Annotated in this window: 18 protein-coding genes; 8 read left to right on the top strand and 10 right to left on the bottom strand. The window is 61.0% G+C overall.

Features of this window, described 5'->3' with window-relative positions; translation table 11 throughout:
- Positions 1 to 3: 3 nt before the first annotated feature.
- Complete coding sequence (locus NE851_RS12425; protein ID WP_254960720.1) at positions 4 to 486, bottom strand: RidA family protein; 483 nt, start codon at positions 484 to 486, stop codon at positions 4 to 6.
- 19 nt (positions 487 to 505) lie between these two features.
- Positions 506 to 940, bottom strand: a complete 435-nt coding sequence (locus NE851_RS12420) for a cupin domain-containing protein (RefSeq protein WP_254960718.1) — start codon at positions 938 to 940, stop codon at positions 506 to 508.
- A gap of 117 nt (positions 941 to 1,057) precedes the next feature.
- Between NE851_RS12420 and NE851_RS12415 the strand changes: the two genes are divergently transcribed.
- The 3 genes from NE851_RS12415 to NE851_RS12405 all read left to right on the top strand — a co-directional run bounded on the left by NE851_RS12415 (position 1,058) and on the right by NE851_RS12405 (position 6,381).
- Complete coding sequence (locus tag NE851_RS12415) at positions 1,058 to 2,590, top strand: winged helix-turn-helix domain-containing protein (protein WP_028756135.1); 1,533 nt, start codon at positions 1,058 to 1,060, stop codon at positions 2,588 to 2,590.
- Positions 2,591 to 2,938: 348 nt separating this feature from the next.
- Positions 2,939 to 4,372 (top strand): hypothetical protein, encoded by a 1,434-nt coding sequence (locus NE851_RS12410; RefSeq protein WP_254960715.1) that lies wholly within the window; start codon positions 2,939 to 2,941, stop codon positions 4,370 to 4,372.
- A 461-nt stretch (positions 4,373 to 4,833) separates the two neighbouring features.
- Positions 4,834 to 6,381 carry a putative bifunctional diguanylate cyclase/phosphodiesterase gene (locus NE851_RS12405; RefSeq protein WP_254960713.1) on the top strand — a complete coding sequence of 516 codons (1,548 nt, stop codon included), beginning with the start codon at positions 4,834 to 4,836 and terminating at the stop codon, positions 6,379 to 6,381.
- Positions 6,382 to 6,395: 14 nt separating this feature from the next.
- On the opposite strand, the gene NE851_RS12400 is transcribed toward NE851_RS12405, so the two are convergent.
- Both NE851_RS12400 and NE851_RS12395 read right to left on the bottom strand, forming a co-directional pair.
- Positions 6,396 to 6,812 carry a GFA family protein gene (locus NE851_RS12400; RefSeq protein WP_254960711.1) on the bottom strand — a complete coding sequence of 139 codons (417 nt, stop codon included), beginning with the start codon at positions 6,810 to 6,812 and terminating at the stop codon, positions 6,396 to 6,398.
- 290 nt (positions 6,813 to 7,102) lie between these two features.
- Positions 7,103 to 7,843, bottom strand: coding sequence for an SDR family NAD(P)-dependent oxidoreductase (locus NE851_RS12395; RefSeq protein ID WP_028756132.1), 741 nt, complete (start codon positions 7,841 to 7,843; stop codon positions 7,103 to 7,105).
- A gap of 81 nt (positions 7,844 to 7,924) precedes the next feature.
- Between NE851_RS12395 and NE851_RS12390 the strand changes: the two genes are divergently transcribed.
- From NE851_RS12390 to NE851_RS12375, 4 genes are all read left to right on the top strand, one after another.
- Entirely contained in the window at positions 7,925 to 8,593 is a 669-nt protein-coding gene (locus NE851_RS12390; RefSeq protein WP_254960709.1) for a TetR/AcrR family transcriptional regulator, read from the top strand.
- Between the two features lie 389 nt (positions 8,594 to 8,982).
- Positions 8,983 to 9,564: a TetR/AcrR family transcriptional regulator gene (locus NE851_RS12385; RefSeq protein WP_132573651.1), complete on the top strand. Its 582-nt coding sequence runs from the start codon at positions 8,983 to 8,985 to the stop codon at positions 9,562 to 9,564.
- Positions 9,561 to 9,923 carry a nuclear transport factor 2 family protein gene (locus NE851_RS12380; RefSeq protein WP_254960707.1) on the top strand — a complete coding sequence of 121 codons (363 nt, stop codon included), beginning with the start codon at positions 9,561 to 9,563 and terminating at the stop codon, positions 9,921 to 9,923. The genes NE851_RS12385 and NE851_RS12380 overlap by 4 nt, the downstream gene beginning before the upstream one ends.
- Complete coding sequence (locus tag NE851_RS12375) at positions 9,916 to 10,296, top strand: TfoX/Sxy family protein (protein ID WP_254960705.1); 381 nt, start codon at positions 9,916 to 9,918, stop codon at positions 10,294 to 10,296. The genes NE851_RS12380 and NE851_RS12375 overlap by 8 nt, the downstream gene beginning before the upstream one ends.
- A gap of 42 nt (positions 10,297 to 10,338) precedes the next feature.
- Here NE851_RS12375 and NE851_RS12370 read toward each other — a convergent pair whose 3' ends face one another.
- From NE851_RS12370 to NE851_RS12355, 4 genes are all read right to left on the bottom strand, one after another.
- Complete coding sequence (locus tag NE851_RS12370) at positions 10,339 to 11,376, bottom strand: 4-hydroxyproline epimerase (protein WP_254960703.1); 1,038 nt, start codon at positions 11,374 to 11,376, stop codon at positions 10,339 to 10,341.
- A gap of 60 nt (positions 11,377 to 11,436) precedes the next feature.
- Entirely contained in the window at positions 11,437 to 12,687 is a 1,251-nt protein-coding gene (locus NE851_RS12365) for an NAD(P)/FAD-dependent oxidoreductase (protein ID WP_127431014.1), read from the bottom strand.
- Between the two features lie 79 nt (positions 12,688 to 12,766).
- Complete coding sequence (locus tag NE851_RS12360) at positions 12,767 to 14,044, bottom strand: alpha/beta hydrolase (RefSeq protein WP_028755436.1); 1,278 nt, start codon at positions 14,042 to 14,044, stop codon at positions 12,767 to 12,769.
- A gap of 18 nt (positions 14,045 to 14,062) precedes the next feature.
- On the bottom strand, positions 14,063 to 14,272 hold the full coding sequence (locus tag NE851_RS12355) for a hypothetical protein (protein WP_168332448.1): 210 nt from the start codon (positions 14,270 to 14,272) through the stop codon (positions 14,063 to 14,065).
- Between NE851_RS12355 and NE851_RS12350 the strand changes: the two genes are divergently transcribed.
- Positions 14,253 to 14,636, top strand: coding sequence for a hypothetical protein (locus NE851_RS12350; protein WP_254962430.1), 384 nt, complete (start codon positions 14,253 to 14,255; stop codon positions 14,634 to 14,636). The two genes, NE851_RS12355 and NE851_RS12350, sit on opposite strands and share 20 nt — an antisense overlap.
- Before the next feature lie 504 nt (positions 14,637 to 15,140).
- On the opposite strand, the gene NE851_RS12345 is transcribed toward NE851_RS12350, so the two are convergent.
- Both NE851_RS12345 and NE851_RS12340 read right to left on the bottom strand, forming a co-directional pair.
- Positions 15,141 to 16,022, bottom strand: coding sequence for an aldo/keto reductase (locus NE851_RS12345; protein ID WP_048338230.1), 882 nt, complete (start codon positions 16,020 to 16,022; stop codon positions 15,141 to 15,143).
- A 272-nt stretch (positions 16,023 to 16,294) separates the two neighbouring features.
- The gene (locus NE851_RS12340; protein WP_127431016.1) at positions 16,295 to 16,930 is read right to left on the bottom strand and encodes a TetR family transcriptional regulator; all 636 of its coding nucleotides are present in this window, start codon (positions 16,928 to 16,930) and stop codon (positions 16,295 to 16,297) included.
- Positions 16,931 to 16,945 lie beyond the last annotated feature (15 nt).

Raw genomic sequence — 16,945 nt, 5'->3', positions numbered from 1 at the left:
CGGTCACCCGTCAATTTCGACTTCCGCTTCACAGTTTACGGGCGCATTTAAAGGGATGGCCATGCCGATGGACGAGCGGGCGTGGGCGCCAATGTTTGGCCCGTACAGCTCCAGTATCAGATCGGAATAGCCGTTTGTGACCAGCGGCGTCTCATTAAAACTCGGAGCAACATTCACCATGGCGAAGACGCGCAGCCAAGCCGTGACCCGATCAAGGTCTCCGATAGCACGTTTGAGGCTGGCGAGGTGGGCCAGGGCAACGAGCCGGGCCGACGCGTAACCCTGCTCTGGCGAGACCTCCGCTCCGACCTTGCCAAGCGGGGCTGCCAATGTCCCATCGCGGTTGCACGCGACGTGACCGGAAATGTAGGCGCGGTTGCCGCGCACCCGAACCCAGACGAAGGGCATTCGCAGCCCTTCGCGAACTTTCAAAGGCTCGGGCAATTCCAGACCCATGTCGGCCAGACGGTGTTCGATGATGGCCATGGTGCACCTCCCGGCATGATCAAGGTAGGATGTCATCGAGCTCCGGCATCAGAACGACGCTCTCGTTGGCGGCGGGGTCATTGCGGGCACCGAGGAACTCGGCGTTTTCGGTGCAGCGATTGACGGCCACATGGGGAACGCCGGACGGAATGAAAAGATAGTCGCCGGCGTGGACCAATTCGCACTGTTCGAGCCTCGACCCCGACCAGATCTCGATCTCGTGACCCGCGGTCATGAGAAGGGCCGTCTCGTGTCCCTCATGGCGATGGGCCCTGGTTCGTCCGCCTGCGGGTAGCGAAATCGTCCCGAGCCACAGCATGGTTGATCCGACGCTTTCCGCCGAGACGCCCGAGCGATAGACAGACCCCTGCTCGGCGACATGGCTGCCGCTCCCGCGTACGACTTTCGCGGCTAACAGATGCGGATTTTTCGGTTGCGTTGCTTCGTTCTTCATCGCTTTCACCACTTCAACCGCTGCACTGGAGCAGACTGCGCGTTCAGCCGGCGCAAGTCCTGAAGCGGGGCCGAAAAGTTTCCGAAAAGCTGCGAAATCGCGGTATCATTCCCGGCCATGAACACCCAGCACCTTGCCTTCGGCCACTTCGAGTTCATTGCCGAGAACGGATGCCTGTTTCGCGACAATAGGCCTGTCGCTATCGGCGCCCGAGGTGCTTCGCTGCTTGCCGTTCTGCTTTCGGCACAGGGGGGTGTCGTCTCCAAGTCGGCCTTGATGGATGCCGCGTGGCCGGGATTGGCCGTCGAGGAAAGCAATCTTTCCGTTCAGATTGCCGCCCTTCGCAAGCTGCTCGGCCCCGCATCAGACGGCAGCGGATGGATCGTCACGGTTCCGCGGGTCGGCTACAGATTCTCCGGTCCGGTGGAGAGCCGGACCGATGCAGCCGATAGCGGATGGCATGCGCAGACCAGTTCGATCCCGGCGATTGCGGTACTGCCGTTCGAGAATCTCGGCGGCGATGCTGAAAGACAGTATCTGGCCGACGGCATCACCGACGACCTGATCATGGCGCTCGTCCGGTTCAGATGGTTCCGCGTCGCGTCACGTGGGGCGAGTTTCACAAGGAGGAATGGCTCGAGCGATCAGCAATCTATCGCGCACGAACTTGGCGTCGATTTTCTGGTGGATGGAGCTGTTCGGCATGCCGGCGATCGGATACGAATATCGGTGCACCTCGCCGACGTCGCGAAAGGCGCCACCGTCTGGTCCGAACATTACGATCTTCAGGTGGCCGAGGTATTTGCGGTGCAAGACGCCATCGCCGAACGGATTGCAGCGGCGGTCGAGCCCGAGCTGCTGTTGCGCCATGGGCTTCAGGTCGCTCCGCACACCGGCAACATCACTGCCTGGGATCTTGTCCGGCAAGGCACATTCCATTTCCACAAGGTCACGCAGTCCACCCACCTCATGGCCCGGCGATTTTTCCGCGAGGCCACGGAGCTCGATCCCCTGCTGCCGGAGGCGCAGATCTGGCGGGCGCGGGTCAATGCGGGCCTCATTGCCTACGGCTGGACCGATAACCCCGCCGCGGACGGGAAGGAGGGTTTGGATGCGGCGCTGCGCGCGATCTATCTCGACGCGCGAAACCCGTATTCGCACTATGCGCTGGCGATTGTGTCGGCCTATACAGGCAGGGCTGACCAGGCGATCCTCGCAGCGGAACGGTCCATCGAACTCGGTTCGAGTTTCGCGTTGGGCTATCTCGTCCTCGGCATGGCCCGTCTTTTTTCGGGTGATGCCGCCGGTGCGCGCAAGCCCCTGGCTCGCGGCCTCGAACTCAACCCCCATGATCCGCAGAATGGGGTTTGGTTCGGCCTCTTGATGCTTGCATTGTTGTTTTCGGGCGACGTGGAGAGCGCGCTCGAAACGGGGCGTACGGCGTTAAAGGCGCGGCCTGACTGGCCGGCGCTTCTGCGCATTCAGGCGTGTTGCCATGCGGCCGCGGGACATCGTGAGCAGGCTCGCCGCTTTGCTACGGCGGCCAGCGACTTTCCCGAAGCTGCCGGCGATGCGCTTGGTCCTTTCAGAGATGGCAACAAGGAATGGGCCACCCGCCTGGACGAGCTGCTGCGAGAGGCGGAACTTTAGAACGACCGGTTGGCAAAGGCCGCTCAGGATCGGCGCCGAAGAAGCCTGAGGATTTCTACGGTCGGGTGAAAACCGCCGTTCGGTGATGGGAAATTCCAGTCGGGATCGGCTTCATTAGCCGTCGCTCAGTCGCAAAACCTCAAACAAAAGTTAGACTTTCACAACCTGGATCTGCAATAGTGTTGTCTGATCTCTTTCCGTGCAGCGCCTCGCGCCCTATCGCGGACGACGATCTACCGGGTGATGAAGCGGTTGGGTGTCAAGCGCTCAACGCCGTAAGACATGTGGAATCCGGGAGTGTCGATTGATCGATCATCTGTGTGCGTCGAACTGGTTTGGGAAAATCAAATGAAGGAGCGCCTGGTGATTGCTTGCGTGCTCGTTGCCGCCGCCTACATGGCGCTCCCGACAGAAACTCGATTGTCTACCCCTATCAAGCCAGACGGCATCCCACCGGCGAGCGAAACGCCGCCTTCCAGGATCTACAAGGATGCTTCAGGGCGCGAGGCGCATATTGCGACGCCCTTGCTAGACAAATTCTCCTATGCCGGAGATGCCGACCTCTGCATCGAACTACGGGAAATGACAAAATCCAATGCGGATGCCGCAGAAGAGCTTCTAGACGCCTGCGGCAACATTTCAACGGGCAGCGCAGCTGAGATAAGCCAAAAACGTATCTGGTTGGCCATGATCCTTGGCGACGCGGACGAGGAGTATACTTATTCTCTTTCCGACAACGAAACCGATCGAAACAGGCGCGCGGTCCTGGCAATCTCGATGCTGAGAGCCGCACTGGATGCGGCTGCGCCGGATGCTGCGAAAGAAGCCTTCTCTGCTCTCGATAGCCTTTGGATCGCAAATAATGCGAGCGGTGCCTCTACCGGTTATTATCCACCCTTCCTGTTTGGCTCTGCCATGAAAGCTGAATCTGGTGAAGCGCTGTTGGCCCTGTGCCCGCTTGCCGGTCGGACCGACTGCGATAGGTTCGTACCAAGCGGAATGCCCAAGGCTCTGGAAGAGCTTGGGCGCTGGAAATCCAACGAGACCCTGCTGTTGCGTTCTGCAGAACTATTGGAACGTGAACACAAAGGCATCAAAGATCCAGACAAAGAAGCGGAGCTCGACTTTGCTGAGGACTTTTCTGCAACGCTGGGCTATGCCAATGAGCTCAATCCAGGAAACGGAAGCGCTCACGCTAGGCGGGGTGTGAAGCCGCTGGAGGAGTGGCTGAGCAAATTTGAAAACAGCACCGATGAACGTGAATTGCGATACATCTATAGCAAACTTGGCACAGCATACGGACGCATCGCATCGGATACCCAGCAGCGCACAGACGCTGAAAAGGCTGTAAAATTCAATAGTCAGGCATTTGAAATAGCCAGAAAATTAGACAAGGACGGCCCCAGCTGGGAAAACATGGCGAACCTTGGCGATGACACGCTACTCCTAGCCGAACTGAGCCAGCAGGAAGCTGGATTTCAGAAAGCGTTGAAGCTTCATCGTGACGCATACGCGATAACGGAAAAGCAGAATTCGCAAGACGCTTCCGCCTATATGAATATGAAACTTGCGCGGACCCTGCAGCACTATGCAAAGGCAGAGCTTCCTTCGATTCCGAAAAACGAGAGGATCGCGATGTTGGACGAGGCGGTCAATTTAGCTGAAGGCGTCAAGCCGCTATTCGAACAGACGGGCACATCACTCTACCTTCGAATGACGAACAACGTCCTCGCTGAAGCAAAAGCCCAACTCACCTCGCTCCACCAATCGAAATTGCCTTGACAATCCGGCCTATGAAAAGGCGCCGATGTCTAATTCATGGTTTCCGTTGAAGCGAGGTAATGCATCGTGGAAGCGGCTGATTAATCAAAGTCGTCAAGCGGGATTTTCCCGGCCTGGTAAAGCCTCATCCGATTTGCGGGAGAAATATCCGTTTCACGCATCGAAACGCCCGCCCGTTCTTCAATGCAACCCGCCATTAACCTTCAAGGGTCACAAACGACTTACGGACCTGCGCGGCTTTATCGACGACGGTAATGCCCGACTTTCTTAATTCCGCCCGAATGAGTTGTGGCGGTCTTCGATCACGGCCTAGGACGCCGATGCCGTGAAGTTGCCCATTGGTCGCCGGCATCCGGTGACACGAGCAGCAGCCGTGCCGGCTGTTGATTGAAACATGTCGGGGACGATGCGGTTCTCCAAACTGGCCATGAGGGCTCTTCGCACAACAGGAGCCTGTTCATATGCCTCGCGTCCAACCGACCAGACCCCAGGTGGAGATCCTTGTCTGGCTCGCGGTCTTCCTGCTTCTCTTCTGCCTGTCGTGGTTCTTCCACTGGCATGAGGGGCTGGATGCGTTCATCGAGAAGCATCATGACTATCCGCTGGACCACGCGCTCCTTGCCCTGAATATCTCGGGGTTTCTCGGGCTGATCTATTCCGCACTGCGGATCCGTGATCTCTCGAGGGAGGTTCATCGCAGGCTGCAGGCCGAAAAGAACGTGGACTGGATTGCCTGTCACGACACGCTGACCGAACTGCCGAACCGCAGATTTCTGGAATCCGTCTGCGCGCAGTCGATGAGCGATCAGAGGGGCCAAGAGGCCTATGCCGTGTTCAGCATCGATCTCGACGGCTTCAAGAAGATCAATGACCTCTTGGGGCACGATCACGGTGATGCGGTGCTGAAGGCCGTTGCGCAACGGCTCTCCTCCCTCTTTCCGCGTGAGCATGTCTTCCGCCTTGGTGGAGACGAGTTTGTCGTTCTGGCGCGACGCACGGGAAATCCCGATCTGGCCGCCTTGGGGAACCGCATCGTGAGCGTGATCGGCAAGCCCTTCACCTTCAATGGCGTCGCCGTCGACCTCGGCGCCAGTGTCGGCTTCGCGCTTTATCCGGAGAACGGTGGTGACCTCAGCCAGGTCATCCGACATTCGGACTGCGCGATGTATGTCGCCAAGAAGCAGGGGCGCGATCTGGTGAAGCCCTTCGTGCCTTCGATGCAGGAAGAGTTGGCGAAACGGATTCGGGTGGAAGCCGATCTGAGAGCCGCCATCAGGAAGGCTGAGATCGTTCCCTACTATCAACCGCTCGTGGACCTGAAGACGAACAAGATTATCGGCTTCGAGGCACTGGCACGCTGGAAGACCGCTTCCGGCGAATTCATCCCGCCGAACGAATTCATTCCCGTGGCGGAGGAAGCCGGACTGATCGTCGAATTGACCGACCAACTGCTTCGCCACGCCTGCACCGATGCGCTTTCCTGGCCAAGTGAGCTCGTCCTGTCATTCAACCTTTCCCCGATCCAGTTGAGCGACCGGTTGCTGGGCCTCAGAATTCTCAAGATATTGGGCGATGTCGGTCTGCCCGCGCACAGGGTCGAGCTCGAAGTGACCGAAAGCGCCATCATCCAGGACGCCGTCACGGCACGTATCGTGCTCGACGATCTGGTGAACGCCGGTGTCAGGATTGCCCTCGACGACTTTGGAACGGGCTATTCCAGCCTCTCGCAACTCTCCAACTACCGGTTCGACAAGATCAAGATCGACAGGAGTTTCGTCGCTTCATTCGAAACCAACGACAAGCAGGACAAGGTGATCAAGGCCATCATCGCTCTCGGCGCCGGACTTGGCGTGACGATCACGGCCGAAGGCATCGAAGAGGAGAGCCAGCTTCAGCGGCTTCAGGATTTGGGCTGCGACATCGGCCAGGGTTATCTGCTCGGCAGGCCGGCCCCGGCCGAGATGCTCGCCGCAGACCATGTCAGCGCCAGACTTTCGCAACGGCGCTGACGGTTCGACGGGTCTTACTTGGAATTCTTTGTCGCGCTGCTTTGTTGGAAATGCTCAACGGCGCCGTCGATATGAAGCCAGTGATGTTTTGATTGTTCAAAGATGGACAGGGCAGGAGCCGGAGATCGCGGGTCTGCCAACGCACCGATGGCAACACCGGTAAAACCTGGCAGGTTGTCGGCCCTCCAAAAGACCGTAGACCCGCAGTTCGGGCAAAAATAGTTGCGGATCTTTCCACCGCTTGCGGCTGACCGGTTAAATTCACGCTGGCTTCCCGAAACGGCGACGGAGTCCGAGGGATAAAACACACCGACGCCGAATGGACTGCCAGTTCTGCGCTGGCAATCGAAACAATGACATGCAACGACCAATCTTGCCTGCTGCGAGAGTGTAACGGTGAGTCCACCGCAACTACATTGCGCACGGGTCATTCGGAAATCTCCGGATATTTTGGGATAATCGGCAAAGCTTGGCACCAGGACAATACGCCTGGCAGTGCTGCAGTCGCCACTGATGTGGCCGATCAATACAGCAAGCTTTGCTCAAACAGGTTATGACAAGCCCTGGGAGTTTTCAAGCGCGTGCCTATTCTTGGCGGATGCGAGGTCGGGCATTCCGTCGTTGAATCTATGCAAGGAGCGGTGTTGCGGCGTGTCCTTCGAGGCTTCGCCCTGCGGGCTGCGCGCCGCAGGATGAAGACAATTGGAGTGCCGCGACAAGGTCAGGTGTTCAAGCCGCCGTCCACCGTGAGAATGGTTCCCGTGATGTGCCTTGCAGCCGGGCTCGCGAGGAAAGCCACAGCCGCCGCCACATCTTGCGGCTTGCCGTAACGACCAAGTGGGATCAGCGCACGCTGGAAGTCGGCGAAGTCGCCATCGGCGGGATTCATATCGGTGTCGGTCGAGCCCGGCTGGACCAGGTTTACGGTGATATCGCGAGATCCGAGTTCCCGAGCGAGGCCGCGGGTAAACGAATGAAGCGCGGATTTTGTCATGAAATAGACCGTACCGGTGTCACCGACGATGCGTTCGGCACCGGCCGAGCCGATCGTGATGACTCGGCCTCCCGCCTGCAGATAGGGAATGGCGGCCTGCGAAGCGAGCAAAGGCGATCGCACATTGACATCCAGCAGCGCATCGATGTGCTCGACGCTGACGTCGGCAATCGCACCGTAAAGCGCGATTGCGGCATTGTTGACGAGAATGTCGAGACCGCCAAGCGCCTGGGCGGCCTCGTCGACCGAACGCTTCACGGCCGCCGGATCGGCACTGTCGGCCTGGATGGCAAGCGCCTTGCGGCCCTTGTGCTCGATCGCCCGGACGACTTCGGCGGCGCGATCGGCCGAACGCTCATAGGTGATGGCGACATCAGCGCCTTTGTCGGCAAGCGCCAATGCGATGGCGGCGCCGATCCCACGCGAGCCACCGGTGACGAGGGCACGCTTACCAGCCAGTTCTGTCATGATCTTCTCTTTCTGTAATGATCGATACATAAATAGCTAGGCGCATTGCCGCGGGGTGTCAACGGGTTTATATAATGATCGATGCAAAAATCGGATGAGAACCGGAAAGTCGATGACAGCCCTGCCCGCAGCCGCGGACGGCCGCGGGCGTTCGATCGGGAAGCAGCCCTCGCCCAGGCAACCCGGCTGTTCTGGATCAAGGGCTTCGAGGCGACCTCGATCGCCGACCTCACCGAGGCGATGGGGATCGGATCGCCGAGTCTCTACGCCGCATTCGGCTCGAAGGAGGCGCTCTATGCCGAAGCGTTGCGCCATTATCGCGAGGACAACGAGGCGCTGGTCTGGGCAGGCTTCTTTTCGGCGGGCACGGCCCGCGAAGCGGTCAAGTCGCTTCTGATGGATTCGGCCGCTGTGCTGACCGGCTGTGTCGTGGATATTCCCCGCGGCTGCATGGTGACGCTGTCTTCGGTCGGCAGTGAGGGCTATGTGGAACTCGGCGAACTCGTGCGAGCCGCCCGCACGGTGACGCTCGACCGCCTGAAGCTGCGCCTGAACCAGGCGATATCAGGAGGCGAAATTCCGGTCTCGACCGACGTCCATGCGCTCGCCCGCTTCATCCAGACCGTTCAGAACGGCATGTCGATCCTGGCCCGTGACGGAGCGAGCCGTAGCGAACTGGAGGCAGTCGCCGAGTTGGCCATGCTGGGTTGGGACACTCGGACCGCGGATGTCGAACGCGGGCAAGGCTGATCGCGTTTCAGGCATCGCTGCGTGGATGCTCATGTGCCGCCTCGGTCAATCGTCTCGGAAGCCTCGGGCGACCGCTTCATCGGCGCTAGAGCGGTTCACCTTCTCATGGAAACGCAGAACCGCTCTAACTTTTTGTTTCTACACAATTCCGGACGGAAAACCGCTTCGCACTTTTCCCGGAATTGCTCTAGGCTGAGACGAGGCAGTCTCTTCTCACGCCAAATTTCGTACGAAGTCCTCAGCCGCTCCCCGGCACATTCCAATCCCGCGGAATCGCCTGGCTCGACCGAGGTCGATCTGGCGGGATTTTCCGGAAAGTCACGGGAGGCGGTTGCTTTTGCATTCTTTATCAGTCATTCTAGAATGAATGATAAAGAATCGGAGCGACTATGGGCCGTACGCGGGAATTCGATGAGGAGGCGGTGCTGACGGGGGCGATGCACATCTTTCGCAAGCAGGGCTATCAAGGCGCATCAATCCGGGACCTCGAGGAGGCGACGGGCCTCAAAGGCGGCAGCATCTATCACTCCTTCGGCGACAAGGCCGGCCTCTTCGACGCCGCGTTCGGACACTACCACCGGATTGTCCTGGAAGGGCGGATCGCGCGATATGCGCCGCCAGGGAGCGGACTTCAAGGCTTGCGGCAACTGTTCCTTTCACTCCTGCATGAGCCCGACGACGGCTCCCTCGGCTGCCTGATCACAAACACGGCGGTGGAATTCGGCGGTGGTGTCCAACCGCATCCCCGTGTCGAGGCCGCGCTCGGTCTCCTCCGCACCACATTCGGCTCGAGGCTTACCGAGGCGTCGACCTTCGCTCGGGATGCCGATGGCGCCAAGGCGACGAGGACAGCCATCCGCCTTCTTGCCCTCTATCAGGGCCTCCTCGTGCTCATTCGCGGCGGCGAAGACAAGACCGGCCTGCGGCAGGCAATAGAAGACGAATTCAATCAACTGGAGACGCTGTCATGACACCTGAGGCGCTATGGAATCGATATGCAGCCATCTGGTCGCTGGATGCTGCCGCTCGCGAGCCGGAAATGTTGGCTTGTCTCGCTGACGATGTGACCTATTGCGATCCGAATGGAACGATCGCGGGACGAACCGGTCTCTCGGCTTACATGGCCGGATTTCAGGAGAGCGTACCGGGAGGCCGGTTCAAGATATTGAGCGTTCTCCATCATAATGAACGTTCGCTGGCACGCTGGGCACTGCGCCGGGAAGACGACATGGTCTTGCAGACGGGCACCAGCTTCGGAGTGATTTCCGATGGCCGGCTCGGCGCGATCACCGGCTTCTTCGATCCTCTGGCGCAACAGCCGCATGAGTAGCGAGGCGACACGCAGGCTGGCGCTCGACTTTGCGGGCCAGATCGCTCCAGCCGGCTCCATCGATGTCCGACGCTTCTTCGGCGGATCCGCTCTGGTCCGAAACGGCGCGCAATTCGGATTCGTCATGAAGGGCATGTTGTATCTCCGCGTCGACGATGCGATGCGCGCGGAGTTCGAGGCCGATGGTTCCGAACCGTTCAGCTACCGAGCGGCCGGCCGGGAGGTGACGGTTCGCCGCTACTACGCAGTCCCGGCCCATGTGATCGATGATCCCGCATTGCTGCACGCGTACTCGCAGCGGGCATTGCACGCTACGCCCACGGCCGGCCACAAACTCTCCGACACGATGCTCGCTTTCAACCCATCTGACTAATGCCGATGCCAGGCCCGGCCTTCGCCGGATCGAGCCTGAGCGTCAAATCTCTCCCGCCGAGGGTCCCCAGACATCCGTCAGGGCGAAGCCGTTCGGATGCGGGTCGAAGGGGTCGAGGGCCACCTGGGTCAGGCCGAAGGTGAAGCCGCGGCCGGTGATGGTGGGGATGACCGCCGGGCGGCCGGCCACCTCGGTCACCGCCTGTAGCCCGACCTCGAATTCCGAGCCGATGATCGATTTCGAGGTGAAGGTGTCGCCGACCTTGGCCTTGCCGCGGGCATAAAGGGTGGCAAGATTGGCGGAATTGCCGGTGCCGCAAGGCGAACGGTCGGCCCGGCCGGGCCACATGGTGGTGCAGGTGCGCACCGTGCCGTCGGCTTCGGTATCGCGGAACATGACATAGGCGACGCCTGATATCGCCGGGATCTCGGGATGGACGACCTTGATGTCGCGGTTGATCAGCTCCTTGAGGATCATGCCGGCCTGGACGAGGCCGGCGGCATTGGCCTTCTCGATCGTCAGGCCGATCTGGCCGACATCAACAAGGGCATAGAAAATGCCGCCATAGCAGATATCGGCCTTGATCCTTCCCCAATGCGGCGTGTCGACGCCGACATCGAGCTCATGCACGAAGGAGGGCACCATGGTGAGCTTGACCTTCTCGCAGCGCCCGTCGCGGCAGGTTGCCGTCGCCTTGACGAGGCCGGCGGCGGTTTCGAGCGCGACGATCGTTTCCGGCTCCTGCATCTCGACGATGCCGGATTCGAGCAGGGCGGTGGTGACGCAGATCGAATTCGAGCCGGAGCTCGCATGCGCCTGGTCGGGCTGCAGGATGACGAAGGCGGCATCCGCGTCAGGATGCCGCGCCGGCAGCAGCAGATTGACCGAGCCGATCGGCGCGCCGCGCGGCTCCAGGCAGAGGAAGCGGCGAAGCTCATCGCCCTTCGGATCGGTGTTCAGCCAATGCAGCTGGGCGGCGATGGTGTCGCCCGGGATCTTCGGCACGCCGCCGATCGCCACGCGGCCGATTTCGCCCTCGGCATGGACATCCAGCAGCTGGATCGTGCGCTTCCATCTCATATCGAAAACTCCAGTTCGGACGTGACGGGTGACGCCGCCATCGACGCGGATCGTTCCAAGTTAATACCGGTCTATGCGGAACGGGGTCAAATCGACGGATGGTTTCGCCCCGGTCACCATATCGGCGATCACAAGCGCTGTCGTTGCCGAAAGGGTCAGGCCGAGATGGCCGTGGCCGGTCGCATAGAAAACACCCGGCATCTTCGAGGACGGCGAAATGATCGGGATCGTATCGGGCAGCGCCGGGCGATGACCCATCCATTCCGTCGCCTCCTCGACCTTCAGGCCGGGCAGCGCACGCTGGGCATGGCGCACCAGCACCCGGGGGCGGCGGAAATCCGGAGCCGCGTCGAGACCGGCGAGTTCGACATTGCCGCCGACCCGGATGCCGCCCGCCGTCGGCGTCACCATGAAGGCGCGATGCGGCCAGATCACCGAATAGCGCATGGAGATGCCGGGCTTCATGATCTGGGTGTGATAGCCGCGTTCGGTTTCGAGCGGGATCGGCTCGCCGAGGTTTTCGGCGAGGAAACGGGTGTGGACGCCGGCGGCAAGCACAACCGAACCGGCCTCGATGCGCCTGCCATCCTCGAGGAGAATGACTGATGTGCCATCGCCCCGGCGCTCGATATTCCTCACCCCGCCGGAAACGAAGGCAGCACCGGCGGCCAGGGCGGCCTCGGTCAATTTGACCACCAGCCTGTAGGGATCGCGGATCGACTTATTGTCGGGGAGCAGCACGGCTTTGGCGATCGCCGGTGATAGTGCGGGTTCGTAATATTGGATGGCGCCGTTGCTCAAGACCTCGTATTCGAGGCCGTAGCGCTGCATCATGGCGAGGTGGCCGCGATCGGCTGCAAATTCCGCCTCGGTCTCGTAGATCGCCAGGCATCCTTCCTCGGTCATCAATTCAGGCGCGCCGATCGCCTGCAACATCTGCCTGAAATCGCCGAGCGCACGGTTCGACAGGCTCATGCCGGCATCCTCGATCGCTCTCAGCCGCGAGGGCCGGCCGGCGGCGAGGAAGCGCAGGAACCAGGGCAGCATTTTTGCCGCATAGGAGGGCCGCAGCCAGACCGGGCCTTCCGGATCGAGCAGCCAGCCGGGGATCTTCTTCCAGGTCGAGGGGCCGGAACCGGCGGCAAAATCCAGCGCGATGCTCGCCATATTGCCGAAAGAGGTGCCGCGTCCCGGCTCGCCCTTGTCGATCAGCGTCACCGCCAGGCCCCGCCGCTGCAGCTCGAAGGCGATCGAGGCGCCGATCACGCCCGCGCCGACGACAACCACGCTCTTCTTCGTCTCATCCGCCATGAATCAACCCATCGCACGGCAGACAGGATTGCCGTCGCGACTCTGATATATCAGATCTTCGATGATGCCTATGGAATTTTTACTGGCTTTCGGGGAGACCGGCACCGACGCTGTCGCCGACCGAACCGACGGTATTGTTCATCGACTGGCCGAGACGTTTCAGCTGGGCGTCGTAGTTGCGCCGGGTGCGCGGATCGAAGATCGCGATCGGCGTGCTGACGGCGACGCTGACGGCACTTCCGGCGGTCTGGGCAGCGCCCATCGCCACCGCGCCGACGGCTTCGCCGAGCCCGACATTGGAATCGGTGATCGTCTGGCCGGCAATCAGCCGGTCGCCGATCAGCTTTACCACTTCGGGGCTTTCGGCGAACTTGCCGTGGTTCAGCCGGTCGCCGCCCTTGAGCTTCGTGAGGTCGAGCACGGTGATGCCGGCCGCCTCGAGCTTGCTGCGATAGGGCTCGGCGGAGGGATCGATCTGGCCGAGGCGATCGACATTGCCGGAGATGCGCCGCGACAGCGCCAGAGCCCGGTCGTCCTGCGAGACGAAGATGGTGAAGTGCGGCTTGTCCTTGCCGAGACTTGCGAACTGGCGGCCGAAGACGTCGACATCGAGATCGGGCGAAGCGAGGATGACGTTGTTGATCTTCGAAGCGACGTGACCGTTGCGGATCGCCATCTGCCTGAGCGCCTCGACGGTGAGCCACGTGCCCATCGAATGGGCCATGATGGTGACGTCGCTGACGGCGGGATTGGCGGCGGTGCGGGTCAGCAGCTCCTCCAGCGCGTCGCGGGAATAATTGGTGCTTTCCTTGTCGTAATTATAATCGAAGATGCTGGCGCGTGACGGCCAGGTGAAGACGACCGGCGCGACGTCGGCATGCGAATCATGGACGATCTGTGCGAAGCGGTAGACGGCGTCCTCATAACGATTGTTGAAGCCGTGGACGAAGACCAGCACCCGCCGGCTCTTCGGCATGTGGCTCTTCAGCCAGGTCTCGCCTGCCCGCTCGCCTTCCAGCGGATCGACGGAAACGGTGACGAAATCGCGCAGCGGATCGGCCGGCAGCCGATTTGGCCATTGCACCTGGCCGACCTTGCGATTGGCGTCCGGCGGAATGGAGACGTCGACGGCATTGACGGCGAGCCCGGTGCCGCGTTCGCCGGAGAACAGCACGGCGGGATTGTCATCGGCAGCCCGCGTCGTCGCGACGAGCAGATCGACCTTCGAGGTGCCCGGCGGCACGCTGCCGGCCGCCTGCATGACACCGACCGGCCTGCCGCCGCAGCCGGAAAGCGCCATGATTGCCACCAGAAGACCTGTCAGAGCCGCACGCGAGCCGCGCCTTTTGCCGATCATGACCAAACTCCAATCGGTTCACGCACCGGACAGGCGGCGCCCGTTCAAATAGTCCGACGAGGCTTGCCGAGTCAAACCGCGCGGGCTGGAAGCCTTTTGTTTGCGCAATCCCGGACCCGGACCGCGGCGCAGTTTTGCGGGCTTGCTCTTGAACTTTCTGCCGTCCACGGCGTTTTTCCCGATCGCATTCAATCGATGGATCACGGTGATGAAATTGCTCGGGATCACATGCTTATCGACGTTGGTGCTGATGCCTTCGCTCGGCTCGACCGAGACGCTCGGCGAGGCCGAGATCCGCCGCGATATCATCGGCAGGACGGTCTACCTCTCCACCCCGCTCGGCGGCGAACTGCCGCTGATCTTCCGCTCCTCCGGCAAGGTCGACGGCAACGGCAAGGCGATCGGTCTCGGCCGCTATTTCAAGCCCAGCGATAGCGGCAGATGGTGGATCGACGCCAACCGCCTCTGCCAGAAATTCCAGAGCTGGAACAAGGGCCGGCCGATGTGCTTCGCACTCGAACGCACTGGCGCCAACAAGGTCAAATGGACCCGGGATAACGGCAGGACCGGCGGGGCACGGATCGGCAATTGATCGATTTCGATGGGGAAACGAAAAAAGCCCGACGCGGGAGGAGGTGCGCCGGGCTCTTGATCCTGACTGACAACTGGGAGGAGGAGTGTTGTCAGTCCGATGTAAGAGCGCTGGGAGGAGGAGTGCGCTGCTTACGAAGATAGTAATACCCAATTCTTTTGATCGGGAATAGCGAAAATACCGCAATGCAGCAATGCAATCAGCGCATGGCTTGCCTCTAAAATAACAGGCCAGCGCCTCATTTTACGGCATGTTTGACCATGTGGTCAAAATTCTGCCGAAAATTGCGGCCTGGGAGATCGGCGAGGCTGGACCCTCATCCGCCTGCCGGCACCGACCGGGGTCGAGCCACTGGTCTCGACCCGTCCTTCGGACCCCCCGCAAACGGGGCGAAGGGGATATACCGCGCCCTCTCCATTCCCACCTCGGCTCTCGCATGGCAGGTCCCCTCGCCCCGTTTTTACGGGGAGAGGGTTACGGTGAGTGGCAGCCACCGGGTGCAAATCAAGCCGCCTTGAACACCCTCCGACCCTCGGCATCGAGAGCCGAGAATTCCTCGTCCGACAGCGTGATATCAACCGCCGCAACGTTTTCCTCGAGATGCTTGACCTTTGAGGTGCCGGGGATCGGCAGCATGACCGGGCTGCGCTTCAGCACCCAGGCGAGCGCGATCTGGCTGGGGGCGGCATTGTGCTTTCTGGCGATCGTATCGAGCAGCGAACCCGGCTTGGCGAGATCGCCGGCGGCGAGCGGATACCACGGGATGAAACCGATATTGTGCTTGGCGCAATAATCGAGCACGTCCTCGCTGGTGCGGTCGACGAGATTGTAGCGGTTCTGGACGGTCGCGACCTTGAAGTGCTTCGACGCCGCTTCGATGTCGGCAACCGACACTTCGCTCAGCCCCGCATGGCGGATGAGGCCGGCATCGAGCAGCGATTTGATCGCGTCGAACTGTTCCTTGGCCGGCACTTTCGGATCGATGCGGTGCAACTGCCAGAGATCGATCTGCTCGACACCGAGATTACGCAGGCTCTTATGCGCCTGCTGGATCAGATATTCCGGACGTCCGACGGGCAGCCAGATGTTCGGGCCGTGGCGGGTGAGCCCGCCCTTGGTGGCGACGACGGACTTGGCGGCATAGGGATGCAGTGCCTCCTTGATCAGCCATTCGGAAATATCGGGGCCGTAGGAATCGGCCGTATCGATGAAGTTGACGCCAAGCTCCGGCAGCCGCTTCAGCGTGCGGATGGATTCGGCATGATCGGCGGGCTCGCCCCAGATTCCGTCACCGGTCACGCGCATGGCGCCGTATCCGAGACGGTTGACCTCGATCTCGCCGCCGATCTTGAAGGTGCCTGACTTGGCTGCGTTGTAACTGGACATGGTCTTTCCTCTCTTGAGTCAATAGATCACTGAAAGTCGATGAAACGGTCGGAGATGCCTGGGCTTTTGGGATGCCTTCGAGCGCGAATGCGCCCTGATCGAAAGGAATGCCGGCATGGTGATGACCCGCCCATCGAGATGATGAATGAGAATGTGGTCGCTGCGACGCTTGCACATATAGGATGGCACTGCAGGGATAACAGTGACGGCGATGAAAACATTGCCGTCGGACGGACGCGCAGCGCGTACAGGCGACTGCGAGGCGCCCTACGTCAAAGCCTGGTCTTCGCCTGGTCGCCGAACTCCGCCAGCATTTTCCAAAGCTCGGCGAAGATCTCATGCGCGAAATCCTGCGGCGAGGCGCCTGCCGGGCGCTGCTGCCAGAGTTCGCCGCCGACGCGCAGCGCGCCGATGACGATTGCCGCCAGGACGCGCATCCGCGACCGCTGCTCCGAGTCATTTCCCCTGCGCAGCAGCAGCGCCTCGGCGAGCTTCTGTTCGAGCTTGGCGTATTTCAGCTGGTCGCGGGCTTTCAGCGCCGGCGTGCAACGGATGAGTTCGCCGAGCGCCAGGCCCCGCTCGTCGACGGAAGCGATGACGGTTGTGGTGATCGCGGCCTCGACCGCCTCAACGGAGGATTCCTCTGCAGGCCTTGCGGCGATTTCCGCCATCAGCCGATCGGCAAAGCTATCCTGCCAGGCGAAAACCACCTCTTCCTTGGAGGGGAAATAATCGAAGAAACTGCGCTTGGAGACATCAGCCGCCTCGGTGATGTCTTCGATCGTCGTGGCGTCGAAGCCGCGCTGGAGAAAGAGGGCCATCGCCGCGTTTTCGATGCGCTCGCGCGTCTGCCGCCGCTTGCGTTCCCGCCGGCCCTCCCCTGTCTCCGTACGCTTGCTCTCAGCCATTCCTGCCCGGCATCA

Origin of the sequence: Rhizobium anhuiense bv. trifolii, assembly GCF_024346605.1 — a bacterium.
In the GTDB taxonomy this organism is placed as follows: domain Bacteria; phylum Pseudomonadota; class Alphaproteobacteria; order Rhizobiales; family Rhizobiaceae; genus Rhizobium; species Rhizobium anhuiense.
The sequence above is the reverse complement of the archived record's forward strand: the minus strand, read 5'-3'. Positions and strand labels throughout refer to the sequence as shown.

Excerpts from the sequence above, each read along its gene's own strand:
- NE851_RS12425 (WP_254960720.1), bottom strand. The coding sequence starts at position 486 with ATGGCCATCATCGAACACCGTCTGGCCGACATGGGTCTGGAATTGCCC.
- NE851_RS12420 (WP_254960718.1), bottom strand. The coding sequence starts at position 940 with ATGAAGAACGAAGCAACGCAACCGAAAAATCCGCATCTGTTAGCCGCG.
- NE851_RS12415 (WP_028756135.1), top strand. The coding sequence starts at position 1,058 with ATGAACACCCAGCACCTTGCCTTCGGCCACTTCGAGTTCATTGCCGAG.
- NE851_RS12410 (WP_254960715.1), top strand. The coding sequence starts at position 2,939 with ATGAAGGAGCGCCTGGTGATTGCTTGCGTGCTCGTTGCCGCCGCCTAC.
- NE851_RS12405 (WP_254960713.1), top strand. The coding sequence starts at position 4,834 with ATGCCTCGCGTCCAACCGACCAGACCCCAGGTGGAGATCCTTGTCTGG.
- NE851_RS12400 (WP_254960711.1), bottom strand. The coding sequence starts at position 6,812 with ATGACCCGTGCGCAATGTAGTTGCGGTGGACTCACCGTTACACTCTCG.
- NE851_RS12395 (WP_028756132.1), bottom strand. The coding sequence starts at position 7,843 with ATGACAGAACTGGCTGGTAAGCGTGCCCTCGTCACCGGTGGCTCGCGT.
- NE851_RS12390 (WP_254960709.1), top strand. The coding sequence starts at position 7,925 with ATGCAAAAATCGGATGAGAACCGGAAAGTCGATGACAGCCCTGCCCGC.
- NE851_RS12385 (WP_132573651.1), top strand. The coding sequence starts at position 8,983 with ATGGGCCGTACGCGGGAATTCGATGAGGAGGCGGTGCTGACGGGGGCG.
- NE851_RS12380 (WP_254960707.1), top strand. The coding sequence starts at position 9,561 with ATGACACCTGAGGCGCTATGGAATCGATATGCAGCCATCTGGTCGCTG.
- NE851_RS12375 (WP_254960705.1), top strand. The coding sequence starts at position 9,916 with ATGAGTAGCGAGGCGACACGCAGGCTGGCGCTCGACTTTGCGGGCCAG.
- NE851_RS12370 (WP_254960703.1), bottom strand. The coding sequence starts at position 11,376 with ATGAGATGGAAGCGCACGATCCAGCTGCTGGATGTCCATGCCGAGGGC.
- NE851_RS12365 (WP_127431014.1), bottom strand. The coding sequence starts at position 12,687 with ATGGCGGATGAGACGAAGAAGAGCGTGGTTGTCGTCGGCGCGGGCGTG.
- NE851_RS12360 (WP_028755436.1), bottom strand. The coding sequence starts at position 14,044 with ATGATCGGCAAAAGGCGCGGCTCGCGTGCGGCTCTGACAGGTCTTCTG.
- NE851_RS12350 (WP_254962430.1), top strand. The coding sequence starts at position 14,253 with ATGAAATTGCTCGGGATCACATGCTTATCGACGTTGGTGCTGATGCCT.
- NE851_RS12345 (WP_048338230.1), bottom strand. The coding sequence starts at position 16,022 with ATGTCCAGTTACAACGCAGCCAAGTCAGGCACCTTCAAGATCGGCGGC.
- NE851_RS12340 (WP_127431016.1), bottom strand. The coding sequence starts at position 16,930 with ATGGCTGAGAGCAAGCGTACGGAGACAGGGGAGGGCCGGCGGGAACGC.